The 19,114-nt window shown below is 32.7% G+C and carries 16 protein-coding genes; 3 read left to right on the forward strand and 13 right to left on the reverse strand.

The annotated features are described in order from the left end of the window. Nucleotide 1 precedes the first annotated feature (1 nt). Genes BIW12_RS15860 through BIW12_RS15870 form a run of 3 tightly spaced genes read right to left on the reverse strand, consistent with a single transcriptional unit; the run spans nt 2 to nt 2,942 of the window. Nucleotides 2-925: an NAD-dependent epimerase/dehydratase family protein gene (locus tag BIW12_RS15860; protein ID WP_071186493.1), complete on the reverse strand. Its 924-nt coding sequence runs from the start codon at nt 923-925 to the stop codon at nt 2-4. Nucleotides 926-963: 38 nt separating this feature from the next. After that, nucleotides 964-1,842: a sugar phosphate nucleotidyltransferase gene (locus tag BIW12_RS15865; RefSeq protein ID WP_232227110.1), complete on the reverse strand. Its 879-nt coding sequence runs from the start codon at nt 1,840-1,842 to the stop codon at nt 964-966. Between the two features lie 14 nt (nt 1,843-1,856). Next, nucleotides 1,857-2,942, reverse strand: a complete 1,086-nt coding sequence (locus BIW12_RS15870; protein ID WP_071186014.1) for a mevalonate kinase family protein — start codon at nt 2,940-2,942, stop codon at nt 1,857-1,859. 398 nt (nt 2,943-3,340) lie between these two features. Here BIW12_RS15870 and BIW12_RS15880 point away from each other — a divergent pair, with 398 nt between their 5' ends. Continuing rightward, on the forward strand, nt 3,341-4,381 hold the full coding sequence (locus BIW12_RS15880; protein ID WP_071186016.1) for a LacI family DNA-binding transcriptional regulator: 1,041 nt from the start codon (nt 3,341-3,343) through the stop codon (nt 4,379-4,381). A 4-nt stretch (nt 4,382-4,385) separates the two neighbouring features. On the opposite strand, the gene BIW12_RS15885 is transcribed toward BIW12_RS15880, so the two are convergent. Further along, nucleotides 4,386-5,036, reverse strand: a complete 651-nt coding sequence (locus BIW12_RS15885) for a sugar-binding protein (protein WP_071186017.1) — start codon at nt 5,034-5,036, stop codon at nt 4,386-4,388. A 346-nt stretch (nt 5,037-5,382) separates the two neighbouring features. Between BIW12_RS15885 and glmM the strand changes: the two genes are divergently transcribed. Then, nucleotides 5,383-6,756, forward strand: a complete 1,374-nt coding sequence (glmM, locus tag BIW12_RS15890) for a phosphoglucosamine mutase (protein WP_071186018.1) — start codon at nt 5,383-5,385, stop codon at nt 6,754-6,756. A gap of 262 nt (nt 6,757-7,018) precedes the next feature. Beyond that, nucleotides 7,019-8,221 carry an IS256 family transposase gene (locus tag BIW12_RS15895; RefSeq protein ID WP_071183375.1) on the forward strand — a complete coding sequence of 401 codons (1,203 nt, stop codon included), beginning with the start codon at nt 7,019-7,021 and terminating at the stop codon, nt 8,219-8,221. Nucleotides 8,222-8,440: 219 nt separating this feature from the next. Here the strand turns inward: BIW12_RS15895 and BIW12_RS15900 are convergent, their stop codons facing one another. The 9 genes from BIW12_RS15900 to BIW12_RS15940 form a co-directional block, all read right to left on the reverse strand. Continuing rightward, a complete protein-coding gene (locus BIW12_RS15900; RefSeq protein ID WP_198033429.1) occupies nt 8,441-10,108 on the reverse strand; it encodes a chondroitinase-B domain-containing protein in 1,668 nt (555 codons plus the stop codon). Between the two features lie 18 nt (nt 10,109-10,126). After that, nucleotides 10,127-11,479, reverse strand: a complete 1,353-nt coding sequence (locus BIW12_RS15905) for a sulfatase-like hydrolase/transferase (protein WP_071186019.1) — start codon at nt 11,477-11,479, stop codon at nt 10,127-10,129. Between the two features lie 125 nt (nt 11,480-11,604). After that, entirely contained in the window at nt 11,605-12,714 is a 1,110-nt protein-coding gene (locus tag BIW12_RS15910) for a formylglycine-generating enzyme family protein (RefSeq protein ID WP_071186020.1), read from the reverse strand. Between the two features lie 16 nt (nt 12,715-12,730). Further along, a complete protein-coding gene (locus tag BIW12_RS15915) occupies nt 12,731-13,861 on the reverse strand; it encodes a DUF4861 family protein (RefSeq protein WP_071186021.1) in 1,131 nt (376 codons plus the stop codon). Nucleotides 13,862-13,948: 87 nt separating this feature from the next. Next, a complete protein-coding gene (locus BIW12_RS15920) occupies nt 13,949-14,737 on the reverse strand; it encodes a gluconate 5-dehydrogenase (protein WP_071183232.1) in 789 nt (262 codons plus the stop codon). A gap of 20 nt (nt 14,738-14,757) precedes the next feature. Beyond that, on the reverse strand, nt 14,758-16,236 hold the full coding sequence (locus tag BIW12_RS15925) for a sulfatase family protein (protein WP_071186027.1): 1,479 nt from the start codon (nt 16,234-16,236) through the stop codon (nt 14,758-14,760). 13 nt (nt 16,237-16,249) lie between these two features. Then, on the reverse strand, nt 16,250-16,858 hold the full coding sequence (locus BIW12_RS15930) for a DUF4955 domain-containing protein (protein ID WP_317040857.1): 609 nt from the start codon (nt 16,856-16,858) through the stop codon (nt 16,250-16,252). Then, complete coding sequence (locus tag BIW12_RS15935; RefSeq protein ID WP_071186023.1) at nt 16,836-17,816, reverse strand: glycosyl hydrolase family 28-related protein; 981 nt, start codon at nt 17,814-17,816, stop codon at nt 16,836-16,838. The genes BIW12_RS15930 and BIW12_RS15935 overlap by 23 nt, the downstream gene beginning before the upstream one ends. A gap of 40 nt (nt 17,817-17,856) precedes the next feature. Further along, a complete protein-coding gene (locus BIW12_RS15940; RefSeq protein WP_071183234.1) occupies nt 17,857-19,071 on the reverse strand; it encodes a glycoside hydrolase family 88 protein in 1,215 nt (404 codons plus the stop codon). Nucleotides 19,072-19,114: the final 43 nt, after the last annotated feature.

Here is a 19,114-nt window from a genome sequence, read left to right on the forward strand (position 1 = left end):
TTTATTTTAGCAATTCCTGATGATAAAAAGCAATGGTTTCTTCTAAAGCTGTTTCAATAGAATGAGCTGGCTTAAAACCTAAATTATTGAATTTTGATGGATCTGCTTTCGAATGCTTAATATCACCTGAACGTTCTTCTAAGAATTGTATTTGGGATTTAGAATTTGTTATTTTAATTATTTTTTCTGCCAATTCTAAGATAGAAGTACTATACCCCAAAGCTACATTATAGGTTTCATTACCAATTTGAGATGCCAAAATATTGGCTTTCACAACATCTTTCACATAAATAAAATCTCTAGTTTGTGAACCGTCTCCATAAATAGTTATCGGCTGGTTTTGAAGGGCTTTATTAATAAAAATAGGCACTGCTGCCGCATAAGCTGATTGAGGATTTTGCCTTGGTCCAAAGACATTAAAATATCGCAATGAAGCTGTCGGAACATTCCATTGATCCTGATACATCTTTAAATAGAATTCTCCATCTAATTTTGTAATTGCATAAGGAGTCATTGGCTCAGGAATCATAGTTTCTACTTTAGGCAAAACAGGATTATTTCCATAATTAGCAGCTGATGAAGAAAGCACCACTTTGCAGCCATTGTTTTTTCTTGCTGCCTCCAGGATATTAATTGTTCCGATGGTGTTGATATCAATACATTCATCCAAACGCAATAATGATTCAGGAACACTAACTAAAGCTGCCAAATGAAAAATACTACTTGCTCCTTGAACTAACTCATCAACAAGCCCCTTGTCTCTAATATCTCCTTTAACAAACTGAACATTTAATCCGTCGAGATTTTTTTCGAATCCAGTTCTTAGACTATCTAACACAATAACTTGGTGTCCTTCTCCAGATAAATGTTCAGCAATATGACTTCCTATAAATCCCGATCCTCCTGTAATTACATATTTTTTCATTTCTTTCTGTTTTTTTTTAAAATTGTTTATTAAGTTATTTAATTCCAATCCAATACAGGAAAATGTTTTTTCAAATAAGCCTTTACTTCTACAATATCTTCTTTTGCAGTTAAATCAGGCACATGTTCTGAAAAAGGAATTCCTAAAGCAGTATTAGGGAAATCCTGTAATAAGTTTAAAAGCACTGTTGGTAATTCTTTTTCGTCCCTTTCAGGGTGAACCGGACAATTTTTAAGATAAGGATATAAAGTTTCACCTTTGAACTTAAAGGCATTCATACTTACCCTAATTTTTCCATCAGCATCCTTAAAGGATTCTACAACGTCAGCCTCTGGCTTTTCAATAATATCAAGAAGACAGCTGTTTTGATTCAATTTTGCAACTGCAAAACGGGAAATACGCTCAGCAGGAAATTCCATTGCATCACGATCATAGCTAATAAACGCATTAGGACTATTGGTTTCACGAAGTGCATACAATGCCTCAGCTGAATATAAATTATCACTATTACAAACCGAATAAAATTGGGTATTTAATTCAGGATATTGCTCAACTGCCTGAAATAAAGCGTCGGCAGTTCCAAATGGTTTGACTCTTCCTTCTGGAACGTATTGAACAGCAAAAGAAATATTCAATCCGTGAAAATCATTGTTCTTATCCTTATTACCATAAAACGATTTAAACAACTCTCCCTGTTCCCCTATAATGATATAGATGTTTTTATATCCCGCTTTTTTTGCATTTACTAAAAGATAATCCATTAAAGGTCTTCCATTAGGACCAACTCCTATCAAACCTTTACTTCTTTCGTTTGCTTGTGCGATTTCCTCTTCTGTCAAATTTTCAACTATCGCTTCTTTTTTCATTCTTGAAGAAGCTCCCCCTGCTAAAATTATTAAATTAGTATGCATATTCATTTTTATTAAAAAATTTACAATGTTTTTACTATTCTTGCTCCTGGATCTACATTTACAGCATAAGCAGCAACTGCTCCAGCAGCCAACATTGCTTCTACCACCTTAGATTCTTTTCCTGGTTCAGCTATCGCTACAATACTGCCTCCACCTCCTGAACCAACAATTTTAGCTCCATAAGCGCCTGCCTCTAGTGCAGCATTAATCATAGCATCAATTCTTGGAACTGTTATTTTTAGTAAATCTCTCAAAACAGCATGATGACAGTTCATTAATTCGCCAATCTTTTTTAAATCAAGAGAAGGTTTTTGAAATTCAATTAAAGCCATTTTAGTATAATGGTGATTCTTGATTGCTGCTTCAAAATAAGGAATCAATCGGTCTGGCAAAAAGTTGCAGTACTGCTTTAAATCCTCAATTTCAGTCTTATTCAAATCGAAGTTTTCAAAATGACTTTTTACAATTTCTATTGCCAATAATGCATTTGCTTTTAATTCCCCTATTAAACCAATGGTCTCTTTTGGAACTCCTGAAACCCCCGTTACCAGACCATCTAAGCCTTTTCCTATGACCGTAACCGAAAATGGATTTACAGTATTTATATGTACCACATTGCCAACACCGATACTAAAATGATCCATCATACCTCCAGGCTCACCGTGCTCCACAACTTCAGACAAATAACCTATTTTAGAAATAAATTCCGGTGTTACTTCTTCATTAACACCAAAAGCTTCGACCAAAAAATTAATCCACGCCAACAATAAAGCTGATGAACTTGATGTCCCAGAATTGATTGGAATATTACCAGTTATAGTAATATCATATCCTACATTAGGTACACAACCATACCTTCTTAAAACCCTTAACGAAGAAGCAAAATAATCACGAGGTTCTAACTCCGAAAAAACCTCATTGATATCTATCACTCTAAGCTGATTAATATCGACCATATCCAACTTGAATACACCTGTTTTATTTTGTACTGCAGAAAGCTTTATATTTCTACTTATTGCACAAGCAATAACAGGCAATCCAAGATAATCCTGATGATCTCCAAAAAGGCAAGTTCTCCCTGGCGCTAACGATACAATATTTTTCATTTTAACAAATTAAATAACTAATAAACAATACATTAAACAACTTAAAACTCAAAACATCAACCCCATTTTTTAAGTTTTATAATGCGAAACTATAGATTTAATTTAAGTAAAACAAGAAAAAACAATAAAAATGTGCTCGAACACACCAAAACAATGTTCTCGAGCACAAAAAATACGTTTTTTACTACTAAATTTCTATAAAACAAAAAAAAAGTGTATAATTGGATGCTAAAACAAATTTTATTAAAAAAGTAGAACTCTTAAAAGCAAAAACCGATTTTGATATTAAAAATCCATTAATAAATTTACACTTAATATTAAAAATAACTTTACTATAAGAACTGCTAAAAAAAATAAATTGAAGCATAAAACAGATTAAACCTGATATATTAGCATCTATGAATAAAAAATATACTATAAAAGACATTGCACAATTAGCAGGAGTGTCTAAAGGCACAGTCGATAGAGTTTTACATAACCGAGGAAAAGTTTCTCCAAAGGCGCTTGATAGTATAAATGCTGTTTTAAACGAAATAGATTATGAACCTAATCTAATTGCCCGAAATCTAAAAAACAATAAAATATACACTATAAGTGTAGTACTCCCTGATCCGGCATACGATTCATACTGGAAGCCTTGTATCAAAGGGATTCAAGATGCCATAAAGGAATTTAAAGCTTTTAACTTATCGATTAAAGCACATTATTTTAATCCCGAAGACACAAATTCCTTTATAGATATAAATGAAAACGTATTGCAATTAAAACCAGATGCCGTACTATTAGCGCCTTTATTTTTCCATGAAGCCTTGACTGCAATTGAAAACTATAATAAACAGGGAACGCTAGTTAATGCATTCAACAACCAAGTACCATCTGAAGAAATCAGAAATTTTGTAGGACAAAATCTTTATCAAAGCGGTAGAGTCGCAGCTAAATTAATGGAAGTTATAACTCAAAATGGACAAATTGCAATTATTCATATTGATGAAAAATTCAAAAATGCTATACACATGCAGGAAAAAGAAAAAGGTTTTAGAAATTATTTTCTTGAAAATAAAAAATCAGATCAGGATATAACAACTTTAAAATTAAAAAAATCAACTTACGAAATAAAATTTACTGCTTTTTTAAAAGAAAATCCAAATCTATCTGGTATTTTCATAACTACTTCTAAGGCTTATCAAGTTGCTAGAATTATTAATGAAACTAACAATAACAAGATCTCAATTATTGGTTATGACCTACTAGAAGACAACATCAATTATTTAAACAAAGGAACAATAGATTTTCTAATTAATCAAAATCCAAAACAACAAGTATACCTAGGAATCTGTTCATTGGTAGATCATTTTATATTTGGAAAAAACATCACTCCCGAAACACTCTTACCTATAGACATAGTTAACTCTGAAAACGCCAGTTATTACATGGAATAAAAATTTAAAACATTAAATGCAATACTCCAAAAGAAGATGGAATATGAAAATCAGGAGTCTCAGTATTAGGATTTACCCAGGAAATCCAAGTTGGCTCAAAATTAATTCCATCTTCAGAATTATATTTTGCTCTAAAAATTCCAGCTTCAATCTTATTATCTTTAATCAAATTAAACTTATTAAAAGAATCGATACTAATAGCTCCTTCTACTGTAAAACTCTTATCATTTTTTGATGATTTTACTTTGATATCATTTTTTGGCCAGTTCCAGTTAAAATCAAATTTTTTATCAGGATAAGCTATAAAATCCATTATTCTTGCAGCAGTATCGATTTCTAAACAGTAATAAGGATTTAACGAAGTATCAGGTCTAAAAAAAAGTTCAACTCTGTCAGAATCATTGATACTGACAAAACTGTCGTCTTTGGCTACGATATGGATTTTAGAATCAAAAACTCTAAAACAAAAAAAGAAATACACTCCATCCCATAAGGCTCTAAATTCTATTTTTGAAGGCTCCTTTATATCCCAAGGAGAAAGAAACTGAGTCAATACTTCTGCTTTATCCCAGACACCCCCCTCCCCTTTTCCTGTAATTTCCAACTCCAATTTCTCTATCAAATTAACCCTGTAAATATTGCTCTCTCTTTTCATACTATTTTTTATTTTAATGCTAATAGAACTCTTATTTCTTTTAAACACAAATATAGTGTGCTCGAGAACATTTTCAATACATTTTCTTGGAATTTTATTATCATATAGCTACTTTTGGCCTTCAAAAGAGTAAGAACACCAGAGCAACAAAAAACAACAAGCTGATTTTAAACAAAAATAAAGAAAATCATTCTCTTAAATCTTTTTGGTCTAATACTTTTATATTTCTCAAAAAGTAAAAAATCAATTCACCTCTTCAATCTACATTTTCTTTTGAAAAACTCCATCATCAAAATAATTTTATGTATAAAATAAACACAAGTAATTTTAATAAAAATCAATAATTATGACTTTAATAAAATCCATCTCAGGAATAAGAGGAACCATTGGAGGAACTACAGGAAATGCTTTTACCCCAAATGATATTGTCACTTTTACAGCAGCTTTTGGTTTTTGGCTAAAATCTAAAGACACTACAAGAAAAAAAATAGTAATTGGTAGAGATGCCCGCCTTTCAGGAGAAATAGTTTCTAGGATTGTAAGTGGCACGCTACAATCAATGGGGTTAGACGTTGTTGATTTAGGATTATCTACAACACCAACTGTAGAAATGGCAGTAGTTGCCGAAAAAGCTTTAGGAGGTATCATCCTGACAGCCAGTCATAATCCTAAGGAATGGAATGCCTTAAAATTACTAAATGAAAAAGGAGAATTTATTTCGGCCAAAGACATAACAACTATTTTAAAAAGTATTGAGTCTGAAAATTATGAATATGCTGATGTAGACCATTTAGGTAATTATACTATTAATACCGATTATTTTAACTTCCATATCGAAGCCATTAAAGCTTTGCCTTTAATTAATACGGAAGCTATTCAGAAAAGGAAATTCAAAGTAGTCATTGATGCGGTGAATTCTACCGGAGGAATTGCTGTTCCTTTATTATTGAATAGTTTGGGAGTAGATCAGATTGAACTATTGAATTGCGATCCCACAGGCCAATTTGCACATAACCCGGAACCACTCACAGAAAACTTAACCGAATTAATCGCAAGAATGAAAGAGGGTAATTTTGATATTGGTATTGCAGTAGATCCAGATGTCGACAGATTGGTTATTATTTGCGAAAATGGTGAGCCATTCAATGAGGAATATACGCTGGTAGCCGTATCGGATTATATATTATCGCACCAAAAAGGAAATACAGTTTCAAATTTATCCTCTACCCGTGCCCTAAAAGATATTACGGAAACAAGAGGAGGAAAATATTATTCAGCTGCTGTGGGAGAAGTAAATGTGGTTGAAAAAATGAAAGAAGTCAATGCCATAATTGGCGGAGAAGGAAACGGCGGAGTAATCTATCCTGAATTGCATTATGGAAGAGATGCCTTGGTTGGAATTGGTTTTTTACTAAGTTATATGGCTGAATCTGGTCTATCATTATCTGTATTAAAAGAAAGATTCCCATTATATGCTATGTACAAACACAAAATAGATCTTCCTGACAACTTATCAATGGATAGAATTTTGGAAAAAATAAAAGCAAAATTTTCCAATTATCCTATAATTACTATCGACGGAATCAAAATTGAAATGGATAACAGTTGGGTTCACCTAAGAAAATCAAATACCGAGGCTATTTTACGTATCTATTCAGAAGCCAACACCTATGAAAAAGCTAAGGGAATTGCGTTAGAAATTAGCGATTTAGTTCTTTAAACATTACTTACAAACCCGATAAAAGAAACCGTAAACTCAAAGATTAAGAATACAATCTTTGAATTTACGGTTTCAATTTAAAGAGATTTGACAAAAATAAATTGGTTACATATCGTTTTTTGTATTCTATTTACATAAAAAAGGTAGTGTCTCACTAACTGTGTAAGTTGAAAAGTTATTCTGAAAAATATTTGAGCTCCTTTAAAAAGCTCAAAAATATTTTTCGGAAATAACTTTTTGTTATTTTTAACCTTACATAATTATGATTGACAAAGACGACTTATTAAACAACAAGGATTTCTATAAATCCTTCAAGAATGCAGAAGATTTAACCTCATTCTTTCAAACGATGCACAAACGAGCTGTTGAACATATGCTCGAAGCCGAACTTGATGCTCATTTAGACAATGAAAAACACGATAAAACCACTAAGGGTAATTATCGCAACGGACACGGAACTAAAAAAATAAAGACCTCTTTTGGTCAACAAGAAATCAAAGTTCCTCGTGACAGAGATTCTTCCTTTAATCCCCTGCTTGTTCCTAAAAGAGAAAATATAGCCCAAGGTATTGAAAATGTCATCATCTCACTTTATGCTAAAGGCATGAGTGTTAGTGATATTGAAGAACAGATCAAGGAGGTATATAATTTTGAAGTGTCTTCTTCGACTATATCACGTATTACCAACACAATTACAAATGAAGTAGTTACTTGGCAAAACAGGCCACTAGAAGAGCTTTATTTAATTGTTTGGATGGATGGTATTGTTTTTAAGGTTAGAGAAGGTTCGAAAGTTATCAATAAAACTATTTATTTAGCTGTAGGGCTTAACAGAGATGGTAAAAAAGATGTTTTAGGAATGTGGCTTGGTAAGAATGAAAGCAGTAGCTTTTGGATGAGTGTCTTGACTGATTTAAAAGCCCGTGGCGTTGAAGATATACTTATTACAGCTACCGATAATTTAAATGGATTTACTCAAACAATCCGAAGTGTTTTCCCTGAATCTCAAACACAAATCTGCGTGGTTCATCAAATTAGAAATGCTTGTAAATATGTCGTTTGGAAGGACCGAAAACAATTTACTGCCGATATGAAACATATTTATAACGCTCCAACAAAACAAGCAGCAGAGTTGGCTTTAAACGATTTTGCAGACAAATGGGAATCCAAATATTCTTATGCAATTAAATCCTGGCGAGATAACTGGGATGAATTGACCGTATTTTTTGATTTTCCAATTGAAATTAGAAAAATCATTTATACAACAAATTTAATCGAGAACTTAAACGGAAAAATTAGAAAATACACTAAAAATAAAATGTCGTTCCCAACAGATGATGCTGTATTAAAATCGGTATTTTTGGCTTTAAGAGAAGCGACCAAAAAATGGTCAATGCCTATTCAAAATTGGGGAATTGTTTTAAACCAATTTACCCTTATATTTGAAAAAAGGCTCCGATTATAAAAACGAAGCCTTAACTTTTCAACTTACACACTTTTTGGGATAGTGTCATAAAAAAACAGCTTACAAAAAATATTATTCAGATAGATTTTTTAGAATAAATTGTTTTATTGTTTATACATCTAATATCATTATCAAAATAAGAGCTTAATAATATTGTAAACTAATACAAATAATTATCGTGAAAACCAAAATAAATTCATTAACTTGGTTGTAAATATATCATTCTTCTCTTGTAGCTGAAATTCGTTTCAACCTTACTTCTAACTCAGGAGATAACTTTCCTGTTTTATAATAATCCCCCAAAGTATTTAACATCCATTTAGGAATCACTTGTTCAATACTAAGCGGTTTTTGCATAGTAGAATTACTTACAGCCTCATCAAAATTCAGCTCAATACCTTCAATATTATTATAAAAGTTAGGCAATCCTGCAAGACTACTTTGAGCATTTTTGTTTTTCAAAAAATAAAAACCATTTTGTAAAACCATTTCAAATTGCTTTTCTTCAAGACCTAACAATGGAGTAAGACCTGTTTGTTTACCCCAATAAATATTTTTATTCCACTGATTATTCCTATTCAAATCTTTATAATCATCTTTAAAAAAAGTGTAACCATACTTTTTATTGTCAAAAAAGGTGTTATCACTAAGCGTAATATGGTGAGGCACATTGTAGGGAAGGTTTTTCTCTTTTGAAAAATTCTTTCTAAGCTCTTCTAAAGGATTAAAATGGATGGTGTAACCATTGTTATTAACAAACATATTTTTAGCAATAATGCTTCCAAATGCAAGCGCATGTTCCGTTCCCTCAGCGCCAGTATTAAGATAAATAGCGGCATTACCCCTAGATTCAATTGTTTTTGACAAACTAAAATAATTCCCGGCTATAATGTGTTTGCTACCCCATATATACATGCCTCCATAGCCTTTATATTTTTCATCATCTGATAAAAAGAAATTATTAATCGCTACTTGTTTGTCACCATGACGAAAATTAAGAGTTCCTTGGCAATTTAAAACTGTATTGGCATAATATACATTTTCCATTGACTTGCTGGTTACTATTTCTGATTCCGAATCCTGACGAATAAAAAGATTTGAATCAACTAAACAACGACCAAGTGCATTTCGGTAATACCCTACACGGATAGCACCTCCGGCATTACCTTTCTTTTTGGGATTCGAGAAAAAGCAATGATCCACACGATGGTACATTGGTGGTGCAATTACCTGGCTTGTTTTGTCTGGAGCTTTTTGATTGTTTAAGTTAATAACCTGATCGAAGGTAAGTTTATTCGTAAAACTACAATGGTCAATGCGACAATGTGTGGGGACATTTCCGTTTTCGTCCAATGATGTAGTAATGTATGCTGAATTAGCTTCATCGAAATTGTTAAATGCACAATTGGAAACCCTGCAATAGCTGGCATACATAGCAATAAGTCCGGGTCCATGTGACTTCCATTGATTTGGATTACGGTTTCCATTGGTAAAATAAATGCCGTTAAGCTCTGTGTATGTACCATACATAGCCACTTTCACGTCTCCACAGAAAATTACACTACCTGGTGTTTCCGCAATTAAAACAATTGGTTTACTGCTGCTTCCATTTTGTTTAAGCAATAATTGAATATCCTTATATTCTCCCTTTTTAAATACCAGGCTGTCTCCGGGTCTCAAATTATTTAAGACTTTATATGTTTGAGCAACATTATCAACATAGATTTTTTTGGCAAAAATGTTAGTGTTAATACCAATTAATACAACGAAAGATAAAAAACATTTAATGCGCATGGTTATTCTACTTTGGATGTTATATGCCTTTAATTTGGAGTTGAAATATAAAAATGATTCTGGATTTAATGACCTAATATCCTTTTTGTTCATTTTTATGAAAATTATGATTTACTCTTCCTGTTTATCTGTTTTTCTAATTGGATACCATTTGAACGGAGGTAACTGTTTTTTCCAACGCATGTATTCTTTGGTCATGGCATCAGAAATTATTATTTCAGTGCCAAGTAAATCTTTAGTTTCAGAAATATCATTTTTCAAATTATACAATTGAGGCTGCTGATTTGGAAGAAAAACCATTTTAAAATCTCCTTTACGCATACATCCTCTATTGGTATTTACATACCAGAAAAGGGAACGATTATAATCCTTATCCGTAGGTGAATTAATCATTCTTATGAGATTCCTACCTTCAAGCCTAGCGTAAACACTATCTTTCAATTTGGCTCCTGCGGCAGTTAAAAAGGTAGGTAAAAAATCAAGTGTGGTAACTGGTATTTCGAATACAGTCCCCGGCTGTATTTTACCCTTCCAGCTCATAGCCATTGGCACTCGAATACCTCCTTCATACACATCACTTTTCATTCCACGCAATGGATAATTATCAGCAAAACTATGTTCTACCTGTCCACCGTTATCATTCGTAAAAACAATAATAGTATTTTCTAATAAATTCAATTGTTCAAGTGCTCTATATATTTTACCCACGTTTTCATCCATATTGTAAGTGAGAGCGGCATTTAATGCGCGGTTACGATTGTTTAATTCTTTAGTAAACCTCTCCAACAATTCCGGTTTAGCTTGCATAGGTGTATGCGGTGCATTGAATGACACATAAAGATAAAAGGGTTTATCCTTATTCGCTTTAATGAACTCTACCGATTTATCTCCAATTGCATCTGTCGTATATGGAATGGTTGAAGCATCCAGTTGATTCCCGTTTTCTTCAATAAACCGTTTTTTGGTTACATCATAAGCACTGCTACCCCAGAGAAATCCCCAGAAATAATCAAAACCTCTTTTATTGGGATGAAAAGGAGCAGACAATCCCAAATGCCATTTACCAACAATACCTGTAGTATATCCCAAAGGTTTTAGATAATCACCAACTAATTTTTGTTTTGTTGGTAAACCAAGGCTATCAAGCGGAAGGTTATATTTTACCCCTTGAATAAAGTTTGTAGTGTGACCAAATTTTGCCTGATACACTCCTGTAAGCAAACCTGCCCTCGATGGACTACAAACAGCACCCGTAACATATCCATTAGTAAATTTTACACCTTCCTTCGCTACACGATCAATGTTTGGAGTAGGTATTAATCGTGAAGATTGAAAACTAAAATCGGCATAACCAGCATCATCAGAAAGGATAAAGACAATATTAGGCTTTTGCTGCGCAAGGGAGCAATTAAAAATTAAGATACAACAGCTAATAAAAACTATATGAAATAATTTAGAACTCATGATTATTTGTTTGGTTAATGGATTAATACTTTACTTACTATACAAGAATATTATCTACACTAAAAGCATAAATAATAATTTAAAACTGTTAAAGCGATACTCTTTTTCTATATTCTATTGTACAATTACTTGACATCTGCCACACATCTAAAACCAGTGTGTTGCAAACCAGTATCGGGTGATGACTTCATTCTTGCCGTAACGCGGTATCCTTTACAGTAAGAAGCATTACAAAGAAACGATCCTCCTCTAACCACTTTTTTAGGAATAGTAGGCTCCATTGGGTCATGACTCTTTGAAGGTCCTTTGGGATTTTCTGAGACAGATTGTGTTAATTCTTTATAATACTCAGGCGTGTACCAATCACTACACCATTCCCAAACATTTCCTGCCATATCATACAAACCATAACCATTAGGCGAAAATGATTTTACAGGAGCTGCTACTGTAAATTTATCAACAGCAGTATTCAAATAGGGAAATTTTCCCTGCCAAATATTTGCCTTGGGTTTCGCTTTTTCGGGCTCTTCATTTCCCCAAAAATATTTTTTATCAATCAATCCTCCTCGAGCTGCAAACTCCCATTCAGCTTCGGTAGGTAATCTTTTGCCAGCCCATTTTGCATATGCATTTGCATCGTCCCATGAAATGTGTACTACAGGATAATTTTCTTTTCCATTAATAGTACTTTCAGGTCCGTGCGGATGTTTCCAGCTAGCCCCTTTAGTCCATGTCCACCATTGGGATGCATCATTTAAATTAACTGCAGTAGTAGTAGGCGTAAAAACCAATGATGCCGCAACTAATAAACTTTCATCAGGTTTTGGAGTACCTGGAGGTAATTGTTTTTTTATTTCTTCCCAATTGGGTTTTATTTCAGCAGTTGTGATATAGCCTGTTGCCTTTACAAATTTCTCAAATTGGGCATTAGTTACTTCGGTAGCATCCATCCAAAAACTTTTGACAATAACCTTATGTTGAGGATACTCATCGGATCTTCCTTCTTTATCCGAAGCCCCCATCAGAAATTCACCTCCGGAAATCTTCACCATCCCTTCGTAAGAAACTTTTTTTGATTTATTAACTGTATCTGAAGTTTTTCCAACAGAAAAACGAGCTGGTAAAGAAGCTTCACAACTCATTGTTTCATTAATAGCTTTTTTATCATCCTGCTTATTTTTACAAGCAAAAAAGAAAAAAGATAATAATCCAAAAATGGCAACATTAGATTTCATTAACTATAATTGAATTTTATTTTAAAATTACCAACAATGGATTCTTTAATCCCTGAGAAAAATGATTGAGATACTCAAACCATTGCGCTGAATTTGTAATTTTCCCTGCCTTATCCCAAACAGCTCCTGCATAATAAACTATTGGCTCACTATTTTTTGCCTCGGTTAGAGCTAATAATTGATTATTTCCTACCAACATATTCTTGACTTCAGTAGTTAAAACAGCACCAACCCCAGTCGTACCATCATTACCATGAGTAGGTTCCCAATACCCTATAATTCCTTGTTGCTCATTTAACAAAAGTACTCCACTTTCAGGTCTTTTACTTATACCAACTGCAACTGGTAATACTTTACTATCCACATAAGTGTAACTATTTTCTATTCGATTCAGTTGTAAACCTGCATCTAATGAAATTATTCGAGTACATCTAACTTTGATACCAACTGCATCCCAAGTATCGTACTCCAATTGAAAAGTAGAACGTAAAGGACCATTATCCAGTAATTTCCATCGATTGTAATTTCCGGAATAACGCACAGTATCTTTAATATAAGGTGCCATACTGCCTGCTCCTAAAGTAAAACCGACTTTGTAGTAATCTAATCCATTCCCGTGATCAACATGATACTCTCCTACCTTGTAGCGTTCATTTATAACCATTTTATCCGTTCGCTTTACCCAAACATCTAAACCATAAGCATCATCTCTTTTGCCTTCCAATGCTCTACCATAAGCTCTAAATGCAATACGGTCATTTTCCCAAGCAAAATCATCCAGTCTCTCAGGAACATAACGGGCAAAGGTTTTGGTTTGCAATACCATTGGTTTTCCTTTTTGTATAGATAGACCAACTGTTGTTTTGGCTTTGATACTTACTTGCACAAGTAAATTTTGAATTCCCGGAAGTCCTTTGTGTTCCAATTGATAGGGAATCTGCTTTTTAGTCTTAGCATTAATCACAACAAAATTTAACGTATCTATTTGAGGATAATGAGATAAGATGGTTTCCCATTTGATTGCTATAACAACTTCGTTTCTTTCTAAATTCGAATTATTCTGTATTTCAATAATTCTTTTTGTTTGGGACAAAAGTAGTAATGGAAAAAAAAGAAATAATAAGCAAGCACTCTTAATGTATTTCATGATAGTATTTTAGATTTTGTTCTGATATTTATTTCCACTAACACTGCTTTTTGAAACAGTATTAGTGGAAATAGCTTAAAATATTTATTATTCATTAGAAGGTTTTCCAATGGTAGCAAGAATTCCTCCATCTACATAAAGGATGTGTCCGTTTACAAAATCACTCGCTTTTGAGCTTAAAAATATTGCCGCACCCTGTAAATCTTCTGGATCTCCCCATCTATTAGCAGGAGTTCTACTGATGATAAATTCATTAAATGGATGTCCGTCAACTCTGATTGGAGCTGTTTGGCTGGTTGCAAAATAACCTGGACCAATACCATTAGTTTGAATATTAAATTTGGCCCATTCAGTTGCCATATTTTTAGTTAACATTTTCAAACCTCCTTTAGCTGCAGCGTAAGCACTTACAGAGTCTCTTCCTAATTCGCTCATCATTGAACAAATGTTAATGATTTTACCTCCTCCGCGTTGAATCATCCCTTTGGCAACATTTTTTGAAACAATAAAGGGACTTATTAAATCTACATTTATTACCGCAGCGAAATCCTTAACCTCCATTTCGATAATAGGAGTTCTTTTGATAATACCTGCATTATTAATTAAAATATCAATTGGAGCCACTTCAGATTCTATTTTACTGATGCTGGCAATTACTGCTGCTTCATCAGTTACATCAAATACATATCCATAAGCTTCTATTCCTTCCGATTTGTATTCTGCGATAGCTTTGTCTATGTTTTCTTGCGAAAGATCGTTTACTACAATTTTTGCTCCGGCATATCCTAATCCTTTTGCCATAGCCATTCCTAAACCGTGAACTCCTCCTGTAATTAGTGCTGTTTTCCCTGTTAAATCAAATAAATTCATTGTCATTTTTTTTATTAAATACTTAATTATTCTAAAATAAAGCCATCTTTAGTTTTTTCAAGCCATTGCTTTAAAACGGGCTGTAATTTTTTTACAATTGGTAAATCTGGTTTATAAATATTAGTCAATTCAAAAGGATCTGCTTTTAAATCATATAATACATATTCCCCTTTCTTTTTTTTCTTTACAAACGAAAGTTTATAATCTTTAGTTCGGATTCCCCTAAAACCAGTATTCATATCAACATTGTCACTAATAATAGCACCTAAAATATATTGCTCGGTTGGCTTTTTCCCTTTACCGTTCAGATAATATTGAGCATAACTTTTACCATCTAAATTTTTAGGTATTTTATTTTTCAACCCCATAAGTTCTAATAGTGTTGGATAAATATCAGGCAAACTTCCTAAAAAAGTACTGTCTTTTCTTGGAACAATATGGTTTTTCCAACGAACTATGAATGGTATTCTTAATGATTCCTCAAAGATGTTATTTTTTGATATTTCCGAATGTTTACCTAAACAATTACCATGGTCAGCCATAATCACTACGATAGTATTGTCGTCTAATTTCATATCTTTAAGACCATTCAAAATACGTCCAATTTGTTCATCAACTCCCGTAATATTTGCATAATAATAACGAATATCTTTTCGATAAGTATCTCCCATTTTTGTCCCTGCAGCAGGAATATTGGGATCTTTAATAAGGTCTTCTAATGGAACATCTTTATAAAGCTGATAATATTTTTCAGGAACTCTTTGGTATTCTGAATGGGGTGGATTCATAGATACTACTAAAGAAAATGGCGCATCCGAATTTCTGATTTTACCTTCTTCATTTTTCATATATGCCAATGCTTTATCAGCTTCATGTATTGGTCCCCATTCATTTACATATTTAAATTCATCTCTTTTATCATAGGTATCCCAATACATTGGTCTATCGTGCTCATCATAAGTTCCATAAGCATACCAATAATCAAAACCGTGTCTTTTATCAGGTGAAGTCCATTCGTTCCATGCCACTGATCCTACATTATTAGATGTTGGCACATAAGGTTTATATGGTGAATCCAAATGCCATTTCCCAATATATCCATTAGAATATCCATTTTCTTTTAAAATATCAGACCAACATATAGCATTCTCCTGCAATTCAATTCCAAAAGGAGCAGATGCAGAATTTACATTACTGTAAACCTTATTTTTAATAGGATATTGACCAGTCATGAGCATAGCCCTGGCTGGCGAACAAACAGGATAATTACTGACCATCTGTTCCAACACTAAACTTTCCTTAACGTATTGATCTAAATAAGGAGTCATAACTGGCTCTCTCCCTTCAAAACCTACTGCTTGAGCTCTCCACTGATCAGCAAGAATAATAAGTAAATTTGGTGCTTTTTTATATTTAACATTATTTTGAGCATCACAAGAAATTCCAAAAACTATTGAGAGTAAAAGGAAAAATTTTGTACAAATACTATATCTTATATATTTCATAATTAGTTTTTTTTTATTCAAGTTCCTTAATCCATTTTGGTAACTTATCCAATCTTAATTTTAATTGAGCTAAATACAAAGAAGCAGGCTCTACAGCTTTTCCTATTGATTCTGATTGTCCTAGTTGATCCATTCTAAAAGTTGTTCCCTTACTGGTAAATCCAACAATAACAGGTTTAGGAATTTTCCAATATTCATATACTTTAGATGATGGCCAAAACTCAAAATCTTTTACCGGTTCATTAGTTTGTTTATAATTCCATAGAACTAAACCTTGCATATGATTAGGCATATTTTCTAATGCACCTCCTCCTCTATTTTTCATCAAACCGCCTTCAACACCATCTAATAATGTATTTCTTGGCTGGCTTGCGTGAGATTCAAAACAAGTTGTCGAAGGATAAGTACAATTTAAAATTACAGTATTCATTGATCCATGTGATGAACCAAAGGAATGCCATTGGGATGCTTCATCAACACAATTCGCAATTAATACATTGGTAGAACCATTAGAAGTAATGGCTTCATGACCACTGTTGCCGTCAATTTTACAATTTAATACAGAAATATTAGCACTTTGTAAAACTATTGCTGCAACACTACAATCGGTTAAAACGACAATTTTTCATCCATGAATTTGTTGTTCTATTGATTCGCAACATCGTATAGCCACTATCATCTTGCCATGAACGATGATGAACAAATTTTTCTTTCCAATTGCCCACAAATGCAACATCCTCTATACCAATCTCTTCACTATTAGCAAATTTAGAAACTTCCCATTTGTATTTTGGATCAATAGTATACGAAACAGGTGCTTTAAGAATGAGCTTATTGTTTTTAATACTTTTGATTTGATAATAAACCTTAACATCAATTCCTTTATTAACCAGATAACTCCATGTTGGTTCAACTTGTTGAGTCTTCAATTCCGCTACAATTAAATCTTTATTATTATCTAATAATTTTAAAACAATCCAATCTCCTGACTCTAAACCTTCAATCGTATTTAACTCAATAGTACAATCTCCAACTGCTGCTGCTTTAGTAATAAATCCTATTTTTTTATCAGCACCTCCGCTAGTAAAAAGAAATAATGGTGGAACGGTCCACATTTTTGATGGATCTGCTGGCGGAAGTGTATTTTTCATATACAATTCAGTACCATTCAAACCAGAACCACTTCCTCTAAAAATGATATTGCCTTTCTTTGATATAATAGAATTTGTTGCATCACTTTCTTCATTCACTAAAAATCTTCCTTTAGGGAAAAAAACAATTCCAGAACCATTTTTATTAGCCGCATCTATTGCTTTTTGTATGGCAATTTTATCTGAAATATCATCATTAGGCTTTGCTCCAAAAGTGGTGACATCAAAAATCTTATAATTAGTAACATTGGGAATTTCTTTTTCTCCCTGATGATAACCTACATAAGAGAAATCAGGTAAAAGATTTCTATCTTTCTTATAATCTTCAAATATTTTAGATTTATCTTGAGCAAAAACATCTGTTAAAGCTAATAAATTCAGACAGACAATTAATATATTTTGAATAGGGCTTTTATTACAATTATACATTTTAATAGATTTTATTTAATTCATTAATGAATATTCTTTTCTACAAATACCAATCTTTGTAACGTAATAATGCTTCTAGGAAATAATAATCGGCATAAGTAAGAGGTACATCAATTTCACTTTTATGAGGAATTGATCCTACACTATGCTTCAAAAGAAAACCACCATTAGAACCTAATTGTGCTCGATATTTAGGACTAGATAATGACTTTAAAATAATTTTAGCAACATCAACATAATTTTGTTTTTCTTTTCCTGAAGTATATTGTCCTAATTCCAGCAAGGCTGAGGCAAACACGGATGCCGCTGATACATCTCTTAGCGCATCAGGGATTTTAGGGTCATCAAAATCCCAATACGGAATTTTATCGGCGGGTAAATTAGGATGGTTCAATATAAATTTTGCAATTCCTTGTGCCTGATTTAAGTAAACAGGATCTTTTGTAAAACGGTACATCATAGTATAACCGTAAAGTGCCCAACCTTGACCTCTACTCCATGAACTAGAATCTGAATACCCTTGAGCGGTAACTTTTTTACGAACTTCTCCAGTATTTAAATCATAATCTAGTACATGGTAGCTACTATAATCAGGTCTAAAATGATTTTTAATTGTGGTATTAGCATGATTTCTTGCTATATCGGCAAAACTTTTATCAGTACTATTTTGGCTTGCCCATTCCAGCATTTCAATATTCATCATATTATCAATAATAACCGGACCTACAAATCCTTTTTGTCTCAAGCCTCCATCGGTAATTTCCCAAGATTGGATCACTTTGGCATTAGGACGGTATCTTGTTGCCAATGATTTAGCCGATTCCAGAATTACTTTTTTATACTCTTCATTTTTAGTTAATCGAAACGCATTCCCATAACTGCAAAACATCATAAAACCTAAATCATGGTTTTTAGTGAAATACTTTACTGTATCTAAAATCGCTAATCTTTTTTTAGCATCTTCAAATACCCATGGTTTTTTAGTATATTCATAAATATATAGAAGCGTTCCCGGATAGAAACCACTACACCACCAGTACACATCAGAATTAATATGCTTGTTATTACTAAATGTTCTTGGCATTGAATCCAAAGGAGTCGCTTTCTCCAAATATTTATATTGCTTTGCTGCAAATACAAAATTATCCTGAATCATTTTTTTCATTACTGTCTTTTCTTTCTTATTAGCTTTTTGTGCAGAAACTGACAAGCTATAAAAAGATAGCAGTAATAAAAGATATTTAAGTATTTTCATAAGTTGTTATTTATTGTTTTTTTTAAAGAAATATAATATCACC

This window comes from Flavobacterium commune, from assembly GCF_001857965.1.
GTDB classification, from domain to species: Bacteria; Bacteroidota; Bacteroidia; order Flavobacteriales; family Flavobacteriaceae; genus Flavobacterium; species Flavobacterium commune.

Coding starts and splice junctions, on each gene's coding strand:
- BIW12_RS15860 (WP_071186493.1), bottom strand. CDS start 925: ATGAAAAAATATGTAATTACAGGAGGATCGGGATTTATAGGAAGTCAT.
- BIW12_RS15865 (WP_232227110.1), bottom strand. CDS start 1,842: ATGAATATGCATACTAATTTAATAATTTTAGCAGGGGGAGCTTCTTCA.
- BIW12_RS15870 (WP_071186014.1), bottom strand. CDS start 2,942: ATGAAAAATATTGTATCGTTAGCGCCAGGGAGAACTTGCCTTTTTGGA.
- BIW12_RS15880 (WP_071186016.1), top strand. CDS start 3,341: ATGAATAAAAAATATACTATAAAAGACATTGCACAATTAGCAGGAGTG.
- BIW12_RS15885 (WP_071186017.1), bottom strand. CDS start 5,036: ATGAAAAGAGAGAGCAATATTTACAGGGTTAATTTGATAGAGAAATTG.
- glmM (WP_071186018.1), top strand. CDS start 5,383: ATGACTTTAATAAAATCCATCTCAGGAATAAGAGGAACCATTGGAGGA.
- BIW12_RS15895 (WP_071183375.1), top strand. CDS start 7,019: ATGATTGACAAAGACGACTTATTAAACAACAAGGATTTCTATAAATCC.
- BIW12_RS15900 (WP_198033429.1), bottom strand. CDS start 10,108: ATGAACAAAAAGGATATTAGGTCATTAAATCCAGAATCATTTTTATAT.
- BIW12_RS15905 (WP_071186019.1), bottom strand. CDS start 11,479: ATGAGTTCTAAATTATTTCATATAGTTTTTATTAGCTGTTGTATCTTA.
- BIW12_RS15910 (WP_071186020.1), bottom strand. CDS start 12,714: ATGAAATCTAATGTTGCCATTTTTGGATTATTATCTTTTTTCTTTTTT.
- BIW12_RS15915 (WP_071186021.1), bottom strand. CDS start 13,861: ATGAAATACATTAAGAGTGCTTGCTTATTATTTCTTTTTTTTCCATTA.
- BIW12_RS15920 (WP_071183232.1), bottom strand. CDS start 14,737: ATGACAATGAATTTATTTGATTTAACAGGGAAAACAGCACTAATTACA.
- BIW12_RS15925 (WP_071186027.1), bottom strand. CDS start 16,236: ATGAAATATATAAGATATAGTATTTGTACAAAATTTTTCCTTTTACTC.
- BIW12_RS15935 (WP_071186023.1), bottom strand. CDS start 17,816: ATGTATAATTGTAATAAAAGCCCTATTCAAAATATATTAATTGTCTGT.
- BIW12_RS15940 (WP_071183234.1), bottom strand. CDS start 19,071: ATGAAAATACTTAAATATCTTTTATTACTGCTATCTTTTTATAGCTTG.